This is a genomic window from Neisseria subflava (assembly GCF_003044935.1).
GTDB lineage: Bacteria > Pseudomonadota > Gammaproteobacteria > Burkholderiales > Neisseriaceae > Neisseria > Neisseria subflava_E.
In genome coordinates, this window is the sequence record NZ_POXP01000001.1 from 569,639 (window position 1) to 589,997 (window position 20,359).

Annotated in this window: 16 protein-coding genes; 15 read left to right on the plus strand and 1 reads right to left on the minus strand. The window is 50.2% G+C overall.

Annotation, left to right across the window (positions count from 1 at the left end):
* The first annotated feature begins 190 nt into the window (after positions 1 to 190).
* From leuC to leuB, 8 genes are all read left to right on the plus strand, one after another.
* Positions 191 to 1,600, plus strand: coding sequence for a 3-isopropylmalate dehydratase large subunit (gene leuC / locus DBY95_RS02760; RefSeq protein ID WP_070644806.1), 1,410 nt, complete (start codon positions 191 to 193; stop codon positions 1,598 to 1,600).
* 129 nt (positions 1,601 to 1,729) lie between these two features.
* Positions 1,730 to 1,951, plus strand: a complete 222-nt coding sequence (locus tag DBY95_RS02765) for a hypothetical protein (RefSeq protein ID WP_070644808.1) — start codon at positions 1,730 to 1,732, stop codon at positions 1,949 to 1,951.
* 103 nt (positions 1,952 to 2,054) lie between these two features.
* Positions 2,055 to 2,420, plus strand: coding sequence for a VOC family protein (locus DBY95_RS02770; protein WP_070644810.1), 366 nt, complete (start codon positions 2,055 to 2,057; stop codon positions 2,418 to 2,420).
* A gap of 45 nt (positions 2,421 to 2,465) precedes the next feature.
* Entirely contained in the window at positions 2,466 to 3,107 is a 642-nt protein-coding gene (gene leuD / locus DBY95_RS02775; RefSeq protein WP_107723307.1) for a 3-isopropylmalate dehydratase small subunit, read from the plus strand.
* A 68-nt stretch (positions 3,108 to 3,175) separates the two neighbouring features.
* A complete protein-coding gene (locus DBY95_RS02780; RefSeq protein WP_107723308.1) occupies positions 3,176 to 3,844 on the plus strand; it encodes a DUF2625 domain-containing protein in 669 nt (222 codons plus the stop codon).
* Between the two features lie 103 nt (positions 3,845 to 3,947).
* A complete protein-coding gene (locus tag DBY95_RS02785) occupies positions 3,948 to 4,409 on the plus strand; it encodes a YhcH/YjgK/YiaL family protein (protein ID WP_107723309.1) in 462 nt (153 codons plus the stop codon).
* A 230-nt stretch (positions 4,410 to 4,639) separates the two neighbouring features.
* Positions 4,640 to 5,311 carry a DUF1444 family protein gene (locus DBY95_RS02790; protein WP_234394579.1) on the plus strand — a complete coding sequence of 224 codons (672 nt, stop codon included), beginning with the start codon at positions 4,640 to 4,642 and terminating at the stop codon, positions 5,309 to 5,311.
* A 66-nt stretch (positions 5,312 to 5,377) separates the two neighbouring features.
* Positions 5,378 to 6,448, plus strand: coding sequence for a 3-isopropylmalate dehydrogenase (gene leuB / locus DBY95_RS02795; RefSeq protein ID WP_004520344.1), 1,071 nt, complete (start codon positions 5,378 to 5,380; stop codon positions 6,446 to 6,448).
* 135 nt (positions 6,449 to 6,583) lie between these two features.
* On the opposite strand, the gene DBY95_RS02800 is transcribed toward leuB, so the two are convergent.
* A complete protein-coding gene (locus tag DBY95_RS02800; RefSeq protein WP_070608957.1) occupies positions 6,584 to 7,993 on the minus strand; it encodes a DEAD/DEAH box helicase in 1,410 nt (469 codons plus the stop codon).
* Positions 7,994 to 8,330: 337 nt separating this feature from the next.
* On the opposite strand from DBY95_RS02800, the gene DBY95_RS02805 reads away from it, so the two are divergent.
* The 7 genes from DBY95_RS02805 to DBY95_RS02840 all read left to right on the plus strand — a co-directional run bounded on the left by DBY95_RS02805 (position 8,331) and on the right by DBY95_RS02840 (position 20,358).
* Positions 8,331 to 9,275 carry a class I SAM-dependent methyltransferase gene (locus tag DBY95_RS02805; protein WP_107723310.1) on the plus strand — a complete coding sequence of 315 codons (945 nt, stop codon included), beginning with the start codon at positions 8,331 to 8,333 and terminating at the stop codon, positions 9,273 to 9,275.
* Positions 9,276 to 9,387: 112 nt separating this feature from the next.
* The gene (locus DBY95_RS02810; RefSeq protein ID WP_107723311.1) at positions 9,388 to 10,569 is read left to right on the plus strand and encodes an aspartate aminotransferase family protein; all 1,182 of its coding nucleotides are present in this window, start codon (positions 9,388 to 9,390) and stop codon (positions 10,567 to 10,569) included.
* Positions 10,570 to 10,796: 227 nt separating this feature from the next.
* Positions 10,797 to 11,732 (plus strand): dihydroorotate oxidase, encoded by a 936-nt coding sequence (locus tag DBY95_RS02815; RefSeq protein WP_107723312.1) that lies wholly within the window; start codon positions 10,797 to 10,799, stop codon positions 11,730 to 11,732.
* A gap of 90 nt (positions 11,733 to 11,822) precedes the next feature.
* Positions 11,823 to 13,823, plus strand: a complete 2,001-nt coding sequence (rep, locus tag DBY95_RS02820) for a DNA helicase Rep (protein ID WP_107723313.1) — start codon at positions 11,823 to 11,825, stop codon at positions 13,821 to 13,823.
* Positions 13,824 to 14,131: 308 nt separating this feature from the next.
* Positions 14,132 to 18,028, plus strand: a complete 3,897-nt coding sequence (gene purL, locus DBY95_RS02825; protein WP_107723314.1) for a phosphoribosylformylglycinamidine synthase — start codon at positions 14,132 to 14,134, stop codon at positions 18,026 to 18,028.
* A 152-nt stretch (positions 18,029 to 18,180) separates the two neighbouring features.
* On the plus strand, positions 18,181 to 18,984 hold the full coding sequence (locus DBY95_RS02830; protein ID WP_070695622.1) for an HNH endonuclease: 804 nt from the start codon (positions 18,181 to 18,183) through the stop codon (positions 18,982 to 18,984).
* 288 nt (positions 18,985 to 19,272) lie between these two features.
* Positions 19,273 to 20,358, plus strand: a complete 1,086-nt coding sequence (locus tag DBY95_RS02840) for a hypothetical protein (protein WP_107723316.1) — start codon at positions 19,273 to 19,275, stop codon at positions 20,356 to 20,358.
* Position 20,359 lies beyond the last annotated feature (1 nt).

Below are 20,359 nucleotides of genomic sequence, written 5' to 3' on the forward strand. Positions count from 1 at the left end.
TTTCAGATAAGATGCATCTTTTTGTCAACAATTCTACAATTTGTCTAATTTTTGACAAGTGTTTTTGAAACTTTGCAACAAATTTTAAAAATTGGACAAATTCCTATTGCGCAGCCCCTATAAAAAGCCTAAAATCCGCCCATAAACGCAAACCATCATTCATACCTACCAATAGCAAAGAATACTCATCATGAGCGCACAAACCCTTTACGATAAACTTTGGAACAGCCACGTCGTCCGCGAAGAAGAAGACGGCACTGTCCTGCTTTACATCGACCGACACCTGGTTCACGAAGTAACCAGCCCGCAAGCATTTGAAGGCTTGAAAATGGCCGGCCGCAAACTCTGGCGTATTGACAGCGTAGTCTCCACAGCCGACCACAACACCCCGACAGGCGACTGGGACAAAGGTATCCAAGATCCGATTTCCAAACTGCAAGTCGACACTTTGGACAAAAACATTAAAGAGTTTGGCGCACTCGCCTACTTCCCGTTCATGGATAAAGGTCAAGGCATTGTGCACGTTATGGGCCCGGAGCAAGGTGCTACCCTGCCCGGCATGACCGTTGTCTGCGGCGACTCGCACACTTCTACTCACGGCGCATTCGGCGCATTGGCGCACGGTATCGGCACTTCCGAAGTCGAGCACACCATGGCGACCCAATGTATTACCGCTAAAAAATCCAAATCCATGCTGATTTCCGTTGAAGGCCGTCTGAAACCCGGCGTTACCGCCAAAGACGTGGCGCTTTATATCATCGGCCAAATCGGTACGGCAGGCGGTACAGGCTACGCCATTGAATTTGGCGGCGAAGCCATCCGCAGCCTTTCCATGGAAGGCCGCATGACCTTGTGCAATATGGCGATTGAAGCCGGTGCGCGCTCAGGCATGGTTGCCGTCGACCAAACCACCATCGACTATGTAAAAGGCAAACCTTTCGCACCTAAAGGCGAAGCGTGGGATAAAGCCGTCGAGTACTGGCGCACGCTGGTGTCTGACGAAGGCGCCGTATTCGATAAAGAATACCACTTCAAAGCCGAAGACATCGAACCTCAAGTAACTTGGGGCACCTCGCCTGAAATGGTTTTAGACATCAGCAGCAAAGTGCCTAATCCTGCCGAAGAAACCGATCCGGTCAAACGCAGCGGCATGGAACGCGCCCTTGAATACATGGGCTTGGAAGCCGGTACACCATTAAACGAAATCCCTGTCGATATCGTCTTTATCGGTTCTTGCACCAACAGCCGTATCGAAGACTTGCGCGAAGCCGCCGCCATCGCCAAAGGCCGTAAAAAAGCGGACAATGTACAACGCGTATTGATTGTTCCCGGATCCGGTTTGGTTAAAGAACAGGCCGAAAAAGAAGGCTTGCACGAAGTGTTTATAGAAGCCGGTTTTGAATGGCGCGAGCCGGGTTGCTCTATGTGCCTCGCCATGAATGCCGACCGCCTGACCTCGGGACAACGTTGCGCCTCTACTTCCAACCGGAACTTTGAAGGCCGTCAAGGCAACGGCGGACGCACCCACCTCGTCAGCCCTGCCATGGCAGCCGCAGCCGCGGTGACCGGCCACTTTACCGATATCCGCACTATGGCTTAAAATATTTTCAGACGGCCTTTATTCATCAGGCCGACTGAAACAATACCTTGCTCAAACAAGTTTTCTTATTATATTGCGCAAAACGTCCGAAAACCTTCTTAATCATTGATAACTTGAAAGGAATCTAGTATGAAAAAACTGTTTGCATTGGCTGCCGCAGCCCTTATTCTGTCAGCTTGTTCCAGCACTTGGTCCGGCGCAAAAGACGATACCAGCCGCAATTGGGACAAAACCAAAGAAACCGCAGAACACGTTGCCGACAAAACTGGCGAAGCCGTTAAAAAAGGCGGCAATGCAGTAGGCCGCGGCATGAGCCATGTTGGAGAAAAAATCGAAGCCGCTACCGAATAATTCGGTAAATCAGGCCGTCTGAAGCTCCTAACTCCGTTTCAGACGGCCTGATACATTATTAATTTTTCAGACATTTTCACGATTCCAAGCAAAGGAAGAAACAATGAGCAATCCGTCAAGCTGGTTTGGTATTCACGCTCATGATCTGGATCGCGCCAAAGCCTTTTACGAATCCGTATTCGGCAAACCTCTGCAAGACGTTGGCGGTAACGGATTCCGTTTCATCATTTTCCCAGCCGATTACACCCAACACGGTACGGCCGGCATGATTTGGCACGACAGCAACGCCCAGCCCGGCCACGGCGGTACAACCATTTTCTTTAATTGCCCGGATTGTGCCGAAACAGCAGAAAAAGCCGTTGTAGCAGGCGGCAAACTGTTACAAGAGAAATTCCGCATTGCCAACGGATTTGCAGCCTTTATCGAAGACACAGAAGGCAACCGAATCGGTTTGCACAGCACACGCTGACCCGAATAGCCATAAAATTTCCTATTATTATTATAAGAATCTGACATGAAAGCCTTTACCAAAATTACCGCCATCGTCGCCCCGCTCGACCGCAGCAACGTCGACACCGATGCCATCATCCCCAAACAATTTCTGAAATCCATCAAACGCAGCGGCTTCGGCCCCAATGCTTTTGATGAATGGCGTTACCTCGACCACGGCGAACCGGGCATGGACAACAGCAAACGCCCGTTGAATCCGGATTTCTCCCTGAACCAGCCACGCTATCAAGGCGCACAAATCCTGTTGACGCGTAAAAACTTCGGTTGCGGCTCTTCACGCGAACACGCCCCTTGGGCATTGGACGACTACGGCTTCCGCGCCGTCATCGCCCCCAACTTCGCCGACATCTTCTTCAACAACTGCTACAAAAACGGCCTTTTGCCTATCGTTTTGACAGAAGAACAGGTTGACCAGCTTTTCAAAGAAGTTGAAGCCAACGAAGGCTATCAGCTCTCCATCGACCTTGCCGAGCAAACCCTGACCACCCCTAGCGGCGAAACATTCACATTCGACATTACCGAACACCGCAAACACTGTCTCTTAAACGGCTTGGACGAAATCGGCCTGACCCTGCAACACGCTGACGAAATTCACGCCTTTGAAGAAAAACGCCGCCAAAGCCAGCCTTGGCTGTTTAACGGTTGACATACAAAAGGCCGTCTGAAAAATTTAAGTGTTTCAGACGGCCTTTACTGAATGTTTTGGGATAGACCATGAGATCATTCGACGAATTAATCCAAACCCAAGACCCTGCGTGGCCATTGATTCAAGAGTGGCTTACAGAAGCGGTAAACAGCGTTGAAGTTCTGCCACGTACGCTTGAAAAGGCAAAGGAAGAACTTGTCAAAACCCAAGTAACGATACGTTCGTTTATGGGCGCTGTCGTTTATGAAACCGGCGGTATTCTTATCGATGACGGCTGGTTACGGATACTTGGTTCTGGCAGCGCGAAGCTACCTCGTGGTTTGGGAAGTTGGAATCTAAGCCGTACACAATCCGAGCCAGCAGGCCCTGCTCCCTATTATCTGTTTGCCGATGATGTTGCTGGAGGCTATTTTGCGATTAATGGCGGAGGATTGAATGGCAAAGTAGGTAATGTTTTCTACCTACCACCGGATACACTGGAATGGGAAGATTGCGGTAAAGGTTATGGCGACTTCTTAAATTGGGCATTGAACGGCGATTTACAGTTGTTTTACGAAAACCTGCGTTGGAAAAATTGGCACGAAGAAATCCGTGATTTGAATGGCGACAGCGTTTACACGTTCTTTCCGTTTTTATGGACTGAAGAAGGCAGCGATATAAACCAAGTCAGCCGCAAGCGTATTCCTATCGCTGAACATTATGCTTCCACTTTGGATCTGCAAAACATAACTCTATAAAAAGCCTTTTCAGACAGCCTTATTGTCAGAATCCAAATAAGGCATCCTGAAAACCGTATTGGCTTCTCTACATCCTGAAGTTTAATTTCTACCTAACCACACCATGATTACCGACACCATAAGCAATGCCACCCGCTACGCTGCCTTGCATCCCGACTTTGCTGAGGCCTTCCATCTGTTGCAAACCCTAGATTTTACCAAGCTGCCGGACGGCCAAGTGCCGTGCGAGAACCCCAATATCCGTATTTTTATCAGCAGCGAGCCGATGAGGACTAAAGGCGAAGCTCAGCCTGAAGCGCACTTAAAACACATTGATATTCAAACGCCGATTGATGGCAGCGAAACATATGGCTGGATAGACAGAGGCCGTCTGAAAAACGGTTTAGGCTACAACGAAAAGCGCGATATCGAGTTTTTCGACTGCGAGCCGGAAACTTGGCTGACCTTGGAGCCCGGCGAATTTGCGCTATTCTTCCCGAATGATGCGCATGCCCCTTTGGTCGGCGACAGGGCAAACATACGCAAAGTTGTTTTTAAAATCCGTGTTGAAACCGAACGTCTATAATTTTTCAGACGGCCTTATCCCCTTATTCAGGACACAATATGTCTTTTTTCAGCAGGTTGTTCCGCTCCAAACCTAAATTAATGACTTGGCAGGAATTTGTCGAATACTTTGCCCGCCGCATCCAAGAAGAATTGGATCTTGAGGCAAAAATCGACTGAGGCGAAAATATTGCGTCTTCGCCGATTATTGTCCATTTTTCCGAAGACGATGAAGCATCATTCAGCACATATTTGAGCAACCATTACACAAGTTATCTGCAAAATCCCGAGGCCTTGGAGGCGATTGTTGCAGCCAATTTAGCGGTTATCTATAAGATTCAAGACACTGATGCCAGTGTTTCAGCACAACAAATTCTTCCGACAATTAAAAATACGATTTATCTGGAAAACGCCAGACTGATTACAAATACGGACGAAGCCGAACCTGCCGATTACCTGGTATACAAACCGATTGCCGGCGATATCATGTTGCTTTATATGGTGGATACGGAAGAATCCATGCATACGCTCAATCGTGAGCATATGAAAGAGGCCGGTATTGAAGATGAGGACGCCTTGTATCGTACCGCCATGGATAATTTGCGCCAACGGATGAATGGACATGTCCAAATTCATCATGCCGAAGGTTGGTCATTGACCCAAATCCATTTGGACAACGACTATGATACTTCCCTGATTTTGCTTTTGGACGAAGTACTTAAAGACGATCTTATGCTGCCGGCCAATCCTGTTTTTGCAGTCCCGGCACGCAACGCTCTGCTCGTTTGCAGCCCGTCCGATGAAGAGGCTTTGCAGGCAATGGCAAATATCGCCCTGCAGGCATTTGAAGACTCTGCCTACGCGATTTCTACCCAGCTTTACCAGTACCATAATGGTACAATCAGCGTTTTCAGAGCAAATTGATTTAAGGCCGTCTGAAAAACAGACGACCTGCCCTTTACCTAAAACCTTCCCATAAGGAAACCCGAAATGACCAAACATATCGCTATCTTGCGCGGCGACGGCATCGGCCCTGAAATCGTTGCAGAAACCGTCCGTGTACTCGACAAACTTATCGAACAAGGTTTGGATGTCAGCTACGAATACGCACCTTTGGGCGGCGAAGCCTATGACGAATACGGCCATCCTTATCCAGAATTCACGCAAAACCTTTGCCGTAAAGCTGATGCGGTTCTGCTTGGTGCAGTCGGTTCTCCTCAATACGACAATCTCGACCGTCCGCTGCGCCCTGAACGCGGCTTGTTGGCCATCCGTAAAGACTTGAATCTGTTTGCCAACCTGCGCCCTGCCATTTTGTATAAAGAGCTGGCCAATGCTTCCACTCTGAAACCGGAAATCGTAGCCGGCCTCGACATCCTTATCGTACGCGAACTGACCGGCGATATTTACTTCGGCGAACCGCGCGGCATCCGTGTGTTAGAAAACGGCGAACGCGAAGGCTACAACACCATGAAATACAGTGAAAGCGAAATCCGCCGTATTGCCCACGTTGCCTTCCAATCCGCCCAAAAACGCAGCAAAAAAGTCTGCTCCGTAGGCAAAGCCAACGTTTTGGAAACCACCGAACTGTGGCGCGAAATCTTTGAAGAAATCGGCAAAGAATACCCTGATGTCGAGCTTTCCCATATGTACGTTGATAACGCAGCCATGCAGTTAGTACGCGCACCTAAACAGTTTGACGTGATTGCCACCGGCAACATCTTCGGCGATATCCTCTCCGACGAAGCCTCCATGCTGACCGGTTCTATCGGTATGCTGCCTTCCGCTTCTTTGGACGAAAACGGCAAAGGCCTGTACGAACCGTCTCACGGCTCAGCTCCCGACATTGCCGGTCAAAACAAAGCCAATCCGCTGGCGACCGTATTGTCTCTTGCCATGCTGCTGCGTTACAGCCTGAACGACGAAGCACGCGCGCAACAAGTTGAAAACGCCGTACAAAAAGTACTGCAACAAGGCTTGCGTACCGGCGACATTTACGAAGAAGGTACCAAACTGGTTTCCTGCTCCGAAATGGGCGATGCCGTATTGGCCGCTTTGTAAGAGGCCGTCTGAAAAAGCGTGGGATCAATTCCACGCTTTTTTATATGCGAAAACTCGAAACCATAAAAAAGGGCGTGTCTTCACACGCCCTTTCGTTTTATCGTCTTATTTCAGACGGCCTTAAGATTGAAGCAATCAACCTCTTTTGTGTTTGCCACCAAAGCTGTCGTTAGACTTGCGCTTGCCTTTAAAGCCTTCGCCGCCTTTTTTGAAACCGTCAGCTTTTTTGAAACCATCTTTCTTAAAGCCATCTTTCTTGAAACCGTCTTTTTTATGGCTTTCGCCGCGAGTTTTACCGCCGAAACCTTCTTTAGCCGGTTTCTTATCGCCGCGCCAACCGCCGGATTTACGATCGCCCCAGCCGCCTTTGCCTTTCGGTTTACCGCCGGTAGATTTGCGTTTGCGTGTCGGCTCCATGCCTTCGATGGTCAGCTCAGGCAATTTACGGCCGATGTATTTTTCAATTTTGTGTACTTTGACGTATTCGTTCACTTCGGCAAAAGTAATCGCAATACCGGTACGGCCTGCACGGCCGGTACGGCCGATGCGGTGAACGTAATCTTCAGCCTGTTTGGGCAAGTCGTAGTTGATAACGTGGGTAATGGTTGGTACGTCGATACCGCGTGCGGCAACGTCGGTGGCAACCAAAATTTTGCAGCGGCCTTTGCGCAAGTCCATCAGCGTGCGGTTACGCCAGCCTTGCGGCATATCGCCGTGCAGGCAGTTGGCGGCAAAACCTTTTTCGTACAATTCATCCGCGATGACTTCGGTCATGGCTTTGGTGGACGTGAAAATCACGCATTGATCGATATTGGCATCGCGCAAGATATGGTCGAGCAGGCGGTTTTTATGGCGCATATCGTCGCAGTACAGCAGCTGCTCTTCGATTTTGCCTTGGTCGTCCACGCGCTCGACTTCGACGACTTCAGGGTCTTTGGTTAGTTTGCGCGCCAGTTTGCCCACTGCTCCGTCCCAAGTGGCAGAGAACAACAAAGTCTGACGGTCAGTCGGCGTTGCTTCTACGATGGTTTCGATGTCGTCGATAAAACCCATGTCCAACATACGGTCGGCTTCGTCCAAAATCAGAACTTCCAAACGTTCAAAATCAACCTTGCCGCTTTGCATCAAGTCCATCAGACGGCCCGGAGTGGCGACAATCAGGTCAACCGGTTTGCTCAGGGCGCGGGTTTGGTAGCCGAAAGATGCGCCGCCGACAATGCTGACAGTACGGAACCAACGCATATTTTTAGCATACGCCAGCGCGTTTTTTTCCACCTGAGCCGCCAGTTCGCGGGTCGGGGTCAAGACCAAAGCGCGTGGGCCTTTGCCCGGTTTTTCGCTGCGCTTGGTCAGTTTTTGCAAAGTCGGCAGCAGGAAGGCTGCGGTTTTGCCTGAACCGGTTTGTGCCGAAGCCATAATATCGCGGCCGTCCAAAGCAAACGGAATCGCTTGCGCCTGAATCGGGGTCGGGCTTTCATAACCCTCGCTGCTTACGGCAGACAAAATGTTTTTATCAAGGTTCAAATCGGCAAATTTAATAGACATATCTATCCTAAGAGACAACAACGCGCACGCCTGAACAATTTCAGACGACCTGAAGCAAAGGAAAGTAACGATACGGGAAATGTGAAGTTACAGGGTTGTCGCAAGCATCTTGCTTGTGGTTAACATCGACGACAACCTGCACAGAAAAGGCTTTGCAAATATGCAAGCAATAAAAGAAACGCGCCCGAAACGGCGGTTTAGGTTGGATGACGATGGCTTCGTATCAAAAGGCGAACGGCGGATAATATAGATTTTATGGATAACAGTCAAGCAAAAAGGCATCAAGTGCGTTAAAATCCAACCCCTTCCCAATACTTATTCAGGCCGTCTGAAAACCATGACCGACATTACCCCCTTTGCCAACCGCTTGGGCAAAAACATCAAACATCTTATGAAATGGGCCAAACGCAATAATATCGAAGCCTGGCGCATTTATGACCGCGATATTCCCCAATTTCCCTTTGCCGTCGATGTTTACGGCGACCAAATCCATCTTCAGGAATACGATACCGGCTGGCTGATGCAGCTCGAAGAATACGAAACATGGCTTGCGGATGTATTGGAGGCCGTCGGTTTTGTGACCGGTTTTGCACCCGAACAAATCCACCTCAAACGCCGAGAACGTCAAAAAGGTTTACAACAATACGAGAAAACCGGCAAAACCGGCGACGATTTCGTCATCACTGAAAACGGCCGCAAGTTTTGGGTCAACCTCGACAAATACCTCGACACCGGCCTCTTCCTTGACCACCGCAACACGCGCAAAAAAGTAGGCGAAACCGCAGAGGGCAAACGCTTCCTCAACCTGTTTTCCTACACAGGCAGCTTTACCGTCTATGCCGCAACCGGCGGCGCGTTATCCAGTGAAACTGTCGATTTGTCCAACACATATCTCGATTGGGCGAAACGCAATTTCGAACTCAACGGCATCGACACCGAACAACACAAAATCGTCCGCGCCGACGTGTTCCAATACCTGCAAAACGCCGCTGCCGAAGGCAAACAGTTCGACCTTATCGTCATGGATCCGCCCAGCTTCTCCAACAGCAAAAAGATGCTCGACATTCTCGACATCCAGCGCGACCATAAAAAGCTGATTGACGGCGCAATGAACCTGCTCGCTTCAGACGGTATTTTGTACTTCTCCAACAACCTACGCAGCTTTGTGTTGGACGATTCGGTCGCGGAACAATATGCGGTCAAAGACATTTCCAAGCAGTCCGTTCCCGACGATTTCCGCAACAAAAAAATTCATCAATGCTGGGAAATCAAGCATAAATAAGCATCAGGCCGTCTGAAAGCCAGTTTTCAGACGGCCTGATTACCATATTGAATCTCTCAATCAATAGGCGCATAATTGAAGAAATTGTTGACAATATCAAAAGGAAAATAACATGCAAAACTACCTGACGCCCAATTTCTCATTCGCCCCCATGATTCCAGAACGCGCGCTCGGCAGCCGGGTTTGGGATACCGAAAGACGAGAATACATTGACCTGTCAGGCGGTATTGCTGTGAACGCGCTGGGCCATTGCCATCCTGATTTGGTCGCAGCCTTGACCGAACAGTCGCAAAAACTTTGGCACATTTCTAATATCTACACTACCCAACCGGCGCAAGAATTGGCCAAAAAATTGGTCGAAAACACCTTCGCCGACAAAGTATTTTTCTGCAACTCCGGCGCAGAGGCCAATGAAGCCGCGCTGAAACTGGCGCGCAAATACGGCCGCGATCATTTTGGCGAACACAAAACCGAAATCATCTCCTGCCTCAACAGCTTCCACGGCCGCACCCTGTTTACCGTATCCGTCGGCGGCCAGCCCAAATACAGCAAAGACTACGCGCCGCTGCCGGCCGGCATTACCCACGTTCCCTTCAATGATGTTGCCGCATTGGAAGCAGCCGTCAGCGACAAAACCTGCGCCGTGATTATCGAGCCGATTCAAGGCGAAAGCGGCATTCTGCCTGCCACTCAAGAATATCTGCAAGCCGCACGCCGTTTATGCGACAAACACGGCACCTTGCTGATTTTGGACGAAGTGCAAACCGGCATGGGGCATACAGGCAAACTGTTTGCCTACGAGCATTACGGCGTAACACCCGATATCCTCAGCTCCGCCAAAGCCTTGGGCGGCGGCTTCCCGATTGGCGCGATTCTGACCACCGATAAAATCGCCCCAACCTTCGGCCCTGGAACGCATGGCTCGACCTTTGGCGGCAATCCGATGGCGTGTGCGGTCGGCAGCCGTGCGTTTGACATCATCAATGCGACCGAAACATTGGCACACGTTAAACAACAAGGCCAAAAACTTCAGACGGCCTTGCGTGAAATAGGCGAAAAGACCGGCGTATTTAAAGAAGTCCGCGGCATGGGCTTGCTGCTCGGCTGCGTATTGGCAGACGAATACGCAGGCAAGGCATCAGAAATTACCGCCGCCGCTTTAAAACACGGCCTGATGGTACTGGTTGCCGGCGCCAATGTCGTGCGCTTCGCCCCCAGCCTGCTGCTGAACGATGAAGACATGGCTGAAGGCTTGAAACGTTTTGAAGCAGCCTTGGCCGAATGGTTGGCCTGATTTTTAAAACCCAATATCCAAATCAGCCGACAGCTTTTATTCCCTAATTGATGCCATATAGTAAAGGCCGTCTGAAAGACTGTTTGAGTTTTTCAGACGGCCTTTTTTCAATATTGAAAACAACATCCGCCTACATGCTTTGTCATTTGATGTTTGTTAAAAATCGTACTGCCTCTTCGTGTTACGCTTGGCAAACAATTTGATTTTACGAAGAAAAGGAGCAGGAGATGGTATCGTTGAAAACCCAAATTGCCGGTTTTTCTTTTGACAACTGCCTGATGAACGCGGCAGGTGTGTCATGTATGACTGTTGAGGAATTGGAAGCGGTCAGACAGTCTTCGGCAGGCACTTTCATTACCAAGACCGCAACGCTTACCCCGCGTCAAGGCAACCCCGAGCCGCGTTATCGGGACGTGCCTCTCGGCAGCATCAATTCGATGGGTTTGCCGAATCAAGGCATTGATTACTATCTGGATTACCTGCTTACCCTTCAAGAATCTGAGCCGGAACGGACATTTTTCCTATCATTGGTCGGTCTATCGCCCGGCGAAACACATATCCTGTTGGAAAAAGTGCAAAATAGCGGGTTTAACGGCATTACCGAACTCAACCTATCCTGCCCAAACGTCGCCGGCAAACCGCAAATCGCCTATGACTTTGAAACAACCGAGATGATTTTGGATAATACGTTTACCTACTTCGACAAGCCCTTGGGCATCAAATTGCCGCCGTATTTCGATATAGCCCATTTTGATCAAGCGGCGAAAGTGTTCAACCGCTATCCCCTAAAATTCGTCAACTGCGTCAACTCCATCGGCAACGGCATGTATATCGAAGACGAATCCGTCGTCATCCGCCCGAAAAACGGCTTCGGCGGCATAGGCGGCCAATACATCAAACCAACTGCGCTCGCCAATGTCCACGCGTTCTATCAAAGACTGGAGCCGTCTATCCAAGTCATCGGAACAGGCGGCGTTTACAGCGGCCGTGATGCATTTGAACACATCTTGTGCGGCGCAAGCATGGTGCAGATCGGCACGGCGCTACACCAGCAAGGCGTAGACATTTTTGAACGGGTTTCCCTTGAATTAAAAGCCATCATGGCGCAAAAAGGCTATGAAAAAATAGAAGACTTCAAAGGCAAATTGAAATATTTTACATAAGGTTTACTCTAAAAAACGCCCAAGGCCGTCTGAAAATTTCAGACGGCCTTGTTGTATAATTGCTCCCCACATTACCCGTCTTCCCCTTCAATGAAACTCAACCCCCAACAGCAAGCCGCAGTCAAATATCTAGGCGGCCCCCTGCTCGTCCTTGCCGGCGCAGGCAGCGGCAAAACCGGCGTGATTACGCAAAAAATCAAGCATTTGATTGTCAATGTCGGCTATCTGCCGCATACCGTCGCCGCGATTACCTTTACCAATAAAGCCGCCACGGAAATGCAGGAGCGCGTCGCCAAAATGCTGCCCAAGTCGCAAACGCGCGGGCTGACGATTTGCACCTTCCACTCTTTGGGTATGAAGATTTTGCGCGAAGAAGCCAATCAAATCGGTTACAAAAAAAACTTTTCCATCCTCGACTCTACCGACAGCGCCAAAATCATCAGCGAGCTCTTGGGCGGTACGGGCAAAGAAGCCATATTCAAAGCGCAACACCAAATTTCCCTGTGGAAAAACGATCTAAAAACGCCTGAAGATGTCGTTCAGACGGCCTCTAATGTGTGGGAACAACAAACAGCGCGCGTCTATGCAAGTTATCAGGAAACCCTGCAAAGCTATCAGGCAGTAGACTTCGACGACTTAATCCGCCTGCCTGCCGTGCTGTTGCAGCAAAACAGCGAAGTGCGCAATAAATGGCAGCGGCGGCTGCGTTATCTGCTGGTTGATGAATGCCAAGACACTAACACCTGCCAATTCACCCTGATGAAGCTTCTGACCGGCGCGGAAGGCATGTTTACCGCTGTCGGCGATGACGACCAGTCCATCTACGCATGGCGCGGCGCAAACATGGAAAACCTGCGTAAAATGCAGGAAGACTATCCACAGATGAAAGTCATCAAGCTGGAGCAAAACTACCGCTCCACCGCGCGGATTCTTAAAATCGCCAACAAAGTGATTGAAAACAACCCCAAGCTGTTCACCAAAAAACTTTGGTCGCAGTTCGGCGAAGGCGAAATCGTCAAGGTCGTTGCCTGTCAAAGCGAGCAGCACGAAGCCGACTGGGTTGTCAGCCAAATCGTCAAGCAGAAGCTGGTCGGCGGCGACAAAACCCAATACGCCGATTTCGCCGTGTTATACCGTGGCAACCATCAAGCGCGAATTTTTGAAGAAGCCTTGCGCAGCGCGCGCGTTCCTTATCAACTCTCCGGCGGGCAGAGTTTTTTCGACAAAGCCGAAATCAAAGACGTTTTGTCCTATTTGCGCCTGCTTGCCAATCCCAACGACGATCCCGCCTTCCTGCGCGCCGTGACCACGCCCAAACGCGGTATCGGCGACGTCACGCTGGGCAAACTCAACACCTACGCGCACGAACACGAATGCAGCCTATATGAAGCCGCGCAGACCGAAGAAGCGCTTGCCCTGTTGAACAATACCAACCGCCAACACCTGCAAGCCTTCATGGATATGATTGAAAACTACCGCGCCAAAGCCGAAATCAGCGAAGCAGGCGAGCTTATCCATAACCTGCTGAGAGAAATCGACTACGAAAACCACCTGTTGGCAAACGAAGAAGGCAAAGCAGGCGAAATCAAATGGCGCAACGTTACCGACCTGACTGGCTGGCTGGAACGCAAAGGCGAGCAAGACGGCAAAAACATCATCGAGCTTGCCCAAACCATCGCCCTGATGACGCTTTTGGAAGGCAAAAGTGAAGAAGAAGTCGATGCCGTCAAACTTTCCACCCTGCACGCTTCCAAAGGTTTGGAATACCCCTACGTTTTCCTTGTCGGTTGCGAAGAAGGTATCTTGCCGCATAATGACAGCATAGAAGAAGACAATGTCGAAGAAGAACGCCGCCTGATGTACGTCGGCATTACCCGCGCCAAACGCCAGCTTACACTGACCCACTGCCTCAAACGCAAAAAGCAAGGCACATGGCAGTTCCCCGAGCCGAGCCGCTTCATAGACGAAATGCCGCAGGAAGACATCAAGATTTTAGGCCGCAAAGGCGGCGAGCCGATTGTGAGCAAGGAAGAAGGGAAAAGCAATCTGGCGGGTTTGCTGGATATGCTGGGAAACAAAAGAAAAGGATAAAGCAAGGCCATCTGAAAGCAACCTTTCAGACGGCCTTATTGTCAGCAAAATGTCAAAGTCAACAATAAAATAATTTTTTACTTTATACCTTTATGCCCATCTATTCCCATTCCTCCCGATTCTTCAAAAATAAACAAAAATAATCGAATAATCAGGTACAAAATAAAAAAATCAAGCGACACGATTGCTCCATTTCCCTTCAATTTATAAGCAAAAATTGTCAACACTTGAAGTATAAATTCACAAGCAAAATCGCATTTTTCAGGTATAATAATGGATTCCCCAACTGCATTTTGTGAGCTGAATCCATGTCTGTTGTTCTGCCCTTGCGCGGTGTAACCGCCCTTTCCGATTTCCGTGTTGAAAAACTCTTTCAAAAAGCAGCCGCACTCGGCCTGCCCGAAGTCAAATTAAGCAGCGAATTTTGGTATTTTGTCGGTAGCGAAAAAGCACTTGATGCCGCGACAGTCGAAAAACTGCAAGCCTTACTGGCAGCGCAAAGCGTTGAACAAACGCCCAAAGCGCGCGAGGGCTTGCATTTATTTTTGGTAACGCCCCGTTTGGGTACGATTTCGCCGTGGGCTTCCAAGGCGACCAATATCGCCGAAAACTGCGGTTTGGAAGGCATTGAGCGTATTGAACGCGGCATGGCCGTATGGTTGGAAGGTGCGCTTACCGACGGGCAAAAACAACAATGGGCAGCCCTATTGCACGACCGCATGACCGAAAGCGTGTTGACCGACATCGATGCAGCGGCGCAACTGTTCCACCACATCCAATCGGAAACCTTCTCCAGCGTAGATGTATTGGGCGGCGGTAAAGAGGCATTGGTCAAAGCCAATACCGAAATGGGTTTGGCACTTTCAGCCGACGAAATCGATTATCTGGTCGAAAACTACCAAGTTTTAAACCGCAATCCGTCCGATGTTGAATTGATGATGTTCGCTCAGGCAAACAGCGAACACTGCCGCCACAAAATCTTCAACGCCGACTTCATCCTCAACGGCGAAAAACAGCCGAAATCCCTTTTCGGCATGATACGCGATACGCACAATGCGCATCCCGAAGGCACAGTCGTTGCCTATAAAGACAATTCGTCCGTGATCGAAGGCGCAAAAGTCGAGCGTTTCTATCCGAATGCGGCGGAAAACCAAGGCTACCGTTTCCACGAAGAAGACACCCATATCATCATGAAGGTGGAAACACACAACCACCCGACCGCCATCGCGCCGTTTGCGGGTGCGGCGACGGGCGCGGGCGGCGAAATCCGCGACGAAGGCGCAACAGGCAAAGGCTCACGTCCGAAAGCAGGCTTGACCGGCTTTACCGTCTCCAACCTGAATATTCCGGGCCTGGAGCAGCCTTGGGAACAAGCCTACGGCAAACCCGGCCATATTGCTTCTCCTTTAGACATCATGATTGAAGGCCCGATCGGCGGCGCGGCATTCAACAACGAATTCGGCCGCCCGAACCTCTTGGGCTACTTCCGCACTTTTGAAGAGAAGTTCGACGGTCAGGTTCGCGGCTATCACAAACCGATTATGATTGCCGGCGGCTTGGGCAGCATTCAGGCGCAGCAAACACACAAAGACGAAATCCCCGAAGGCGCATTGCTGATCCAACTGGGCGGCCCGGGTATGCTTATCGGTTTAGGCGGTGGCGCGGCTTCTTCCATGAATACCGGCACGAACGATGCGTCTTTGGACTTCAACTCCGTCCAACGCGGCAATCCCGAAATCGAACGTCGCGCGCAAGAAGTGATCGACCGCTGCTGGCAGCTCGGCGATAAGAACCCGATTATCTCCATTCACGACGTCGGCGCAGGCGGCTTGTCCAACGCCTTCCCCGAGCTCGTCAACGATGCCGGACGCGGCGCGGTATTCAAGCTGCGTGAAGTACCGCTGGAAGAACATGGCCTCAATCCGTTGCAGATTTGGTGTAACGAATCGCAAGAACGTTATGTGTTATCGATTTTGGAAAAAGATTTGGAGACCTTCCGCGCCATCTGCGAACGCGAACGCTGCCCGTTTGCCGTAATCGGCACGGCGACCGACGACGGCCATTTGAAAGTGCGCGACGACTTGTTCTCCAACAATCCTGTCGATTTGCCGTTGAACGTTTTGCTCGGCAAACCGCCCAAAACCACGCGTACCGACAAAACAGTTACGCCGTCTGAAAAACCGTTTAACGCCGGCGATATTGACATTACCGAAGCCGCCTACCGCGTTTTGCGCCTGCCTACCGTAGCCGCCAAAAACTTCCTGATTACCATCGGCGACCGCAGCGTCGGCGGCATGACCCACCGCGACCAAATGGTCGGCAAATACCAAACCCCCGTAGCCGACTGCGCCGTAACCATGATGGGCTTCAATACCTATCGCGGCGAAGCGATGTCTATGGGCGAAAAACCAACCGTCGCCCTGTTTGACGCGCCTGCTTCGGGCAGAATGTGCGTCGGCGAAGCCATCACCAACATCGCTGCGGTCAATATCGGCGACATCGGCAACATCAAACTCTCCGCCAACTGGATGGCTGCGTGCGGTAACGAAGGCGAAGACGAAAAACTCTACCGCACCGTCGAAGCCGTTTCCAAAGCCTGTCAGGCATTGGATTTGAGCATTCCGGTGGGTAAAGACAGCCTGTCGATGAAAACCGTATGGCAGGATAACGGCGCACAAAAATCCGTGGTTTCGCCTTTAAGCCTGATTATTTCGGCGTTTGCGCCGGTGGAAGACGTACGCAAGACTGTTACGCCTGAATTAAAAAACGTCGAAGACAGCGTATTGCTGCTGGTTGACTTGGGCAACGGCAAAGCGCGCATGGGCGGCTCTGCATTCGGTCAGGTTTACAACAATATGACCGGCGACGCGCCTGATTTAGACGATACAGGCCGTCTGAAAGCGTTTTACAACGTGATTCAACAGCTTGTCGCCGAAGACAAACTCTTGGCGTACCATGACCGCAGCGACGGCGGCTTGTTTGCCGCTTTGGTAGAAATGGCGTTTGCAGGCCGCATCGGCGTCAATGTGGATTTGACCTCGCTGGTTACCAACCAAGCCGATGCCAACGAAGCCAGCATTTGCGCATTATTCAATGAAGAGCTGGGCGCAGTGATTCAAATTGCCAAACAAGATGTAGCGGCCGTAGAAGCCTTGTTTAAAGAAGCTGATTTGGCACTGCATACCGTTGCGACCATCGGTACTGACGAGAAAATCGTTATCCGTAACCAAGCAGGCATCGTATTGGAACAAAACCGCGCCGACCTACAACGCGCATGGCAGGAAACCAGCCACGCCATCCAACGCCTGCGCGACAACCCTGCCTGCGCCGACAGCGAGTTTGCCCTGATTGACGACAACGAACGCAGCGCATTGTTTGCCGACGTGAAGTTTGATGTAAACGAAGATATCGCCGCGCCATTCATCAACAGCGGCGCGAAACCCAAAATCGCCATCCTGCGCGAACAGGGCGTAAACGGGCAAATTGAAATGGCCGCCGCCTTCACCCGCGCCGGTTTCGATGCTTACGACGTGCATATGTCCGACCTGATGGCAGGCCGCGTCCACCTTGCCGACTTCAAAATGCTGGCGGCGTGCGGCGGCTTCAGCTACGGCGATGTACTCGGTGCAGGCGAAGGCTGGGCGAAATCGATTCTGTTCCACCCTGCTCTGCGCGATCAATTTGCCGCCTTCTTTGCCGATCCGAACACGCTGACATTGGGCGTGTGCAACGGCTGTCAAATGGTCAGCAACCTTGCCGAAATTATCCCGGGCGCAGAAACATGGCCGAAGTTCAAACGCAACTTGAGCGAACAGTTTGAAGCGCGCCTGAGTATGGTTCATGTTCCGAAATCCGCGTCGCTGATTCTGAACGAAATGCAAGGCTCCAGCCTGCCTGTCGTGGTCAGCCACGGCGAAGGCCGCGCCGACTTCGCACTTCACGGCGGCAACATTTCTGCCGATTTGGGCATTGCGCTACAATATGTAGACGGTCAAAACCAAGTGACCCAAACTTATCCGCTCAACCCTAACGGCTCGCCTCAAGGTATTGCCGGTGTGACCAACGCCGACGGCCGCGTTACCATCATGATGCCGCATCCGGAACGCGTGTACCGCGCCGCACAAATGAGCTGGAAACCGGAAGACTGGACGGAATTGTCCGGCTGGTACCGCCTCTTTGCCGGCGCAAGAAAAGCTTTGGGTTAACCAGGCTGATTTGATTCGGCTTTAAAGAAAAGGTCGTCTGAAATAGGCACATCGGACTTCGCTCCAACCTGTTTCAGACGGCCTAGATTTTTTATCCCGAACCTATATACAAAAAAACTTAATTGAATTTATAGAAAGATTTGGAGAAGCTTATGTCTGACAAAGTAATTTTTAAAAACAAGCCGAATGATGATGAATATATTAAATGGATTGAAGAAAACTCAAATGGATTTGTATTAAATATAGATCAAACTAAAGACCCTTCTAAGATTTATAAAGATTATCCCAAAATACATTTTGCTAATTGTGGCCAACTAAATAAAAGGCCGGGGCGCACAACTAAAAAATATTTCAAAGTTTGCTCAAACTCAATCGAAGAACTTGAACGATGGAGCTTGAACACATACAACAAAGAACTAACTCCATGCAGAACCTGTAAGAAAAGAGGATTATTAGTGGCATGGTACGCAGAAATAAAAAATCTTCAGGCGGCTTCTGCCCTGTCCTTAAAATCTGATATAGACGAACTCAAAGAATGTTTAGTATCTGAGACCAATTCAGCAAAACGAACCGAAATTGAGACTTTGATAAAAGCCCGTCAAGGGCAAGGCAGTTTCCGACAAAAACTACTCAAACTGTATCCAAGCTGCCCGCTGACCGGTCTAGATATCGAGCCTTTACTCATTGCCAGCCATATTAAACCTTGGAGCGTGTGCGATGATAACGAGCGTTTATGTCGCTTCAATGGTCTGATGCTCGCACCCAATATCGACAGATTATTCGATAATGGACTGATTACGTTTGATACCGACGGTACGATAAAAATCAGCCCGACAATCGATTCGGAAAATCAAAAGCGGTTGGGAATTTCTCCCGATATGAAATTAAAAATTCGACCGGAAAGCGAAAAATATTTCGAGTATCACCGCAACCATGTCTTCCAAAAAGAAGAATAGATGGGTTGAACAGTCTGTTGATTTAAGGTCGTCTGAAAACGATTTAGCGAACCACTCTATACCTGTTTTCAGACGACCTTTTTGCGTCCTTTTGCATATAAAGACCAAACCGACCATCGTCATTCCCGCGTAGGCGGGAATGACGGTGGCGAAGTGTTTTTTTGGATTCCCATTATCGGCATTCCATTAGCGTGTTCTGCAAGCAGAAGCATCATTCCGTATAATCATAATCCCCCTTAGCTCCCCATCAGCTATAATCGACATATTCAGACGGCCTTTCCCGACATTATGACTCGACAAGCCTTTATCCTCAGCGATTGCGAATTTTCCGAATGCGGAGAAAAGCCTTACGCCCTGTTGACCGCGAATCCGACGAAGGAACACCACTTCATCGCTCAAACCGAGCAGCGGCAACATGCGCATAATCCGCAGGTCAGCCCGCAGAATCAGAATGTTTACAAGCTGCCCTTGTCAATGTTCCATACTGGCGAAAAAGCCCGCGGCAAAGAACAAAACCGCAGCGAAGCGATAAGCGTCAACATCATCGGAAACTTGGCGGCGAAAAACCTCTATACGCTGACCTTTGTCGAAGACTCCTCCAACCAATATAATCTGGAAAGCTGGTTCAACCGTCATGAAAGCGGCTACGAAGAAGCCTGCAATCATCTGCGCACTTTACCTGCAGGCCGTCTGAAAACAACTACGGCAAATGCCGATACCGTCAAAGTACCGGATACGTTGTGGCGGATATTGCGGCTGAAATTCCTCGGTATCCTGCGCAATCCGCACAACCATAAAAACCTGTTTGCCCACCGCCTGCATCAAACGCTTCGGGCGCGGCTGCCGGAAGTCGGTTTTGAATTTGTCCGCTTGATCAGCAAACGCGACCCCAAGCGTATCGAAGCCATTATGCAGGACTACCGTTTCACTTTTCTCGGCTATGTCGATTGGCTGGGTGGGCTTTACGGCATGTTGAGCGAAGGCGTGGCGCAGCCGTCGTTGTTTGAACGGCTGTTTTGCAACATCTTTACCGAACCCGAAGCCGTGAAAATCGAATTGTTCCGCTATCCGGAAAACACAGGGCTGTGCCTGTTTGGCGACAGCAGTTTCTGCCTGCAAGCCTCGGCCAAGCTATTCAGCGTCGGCGTTAATATCTCGCACGATATGTTTGCCGTCGTCCACCTGCAAACCGACCGTTGGCACGTGTTTAAGAATACCTTTCATCACGACGCGCCCAAACTGCAAGGTCAAGTGCGGATTATCGACGGCGACCAAACCCAAAGATTGCTGTTCAACCGACTGTGCATCCATCAAGCCCATGAAGCCGTGTTCGGCCAAAGCCCGAATATCAAAGATTATTTAGAGGCCGTCTGAA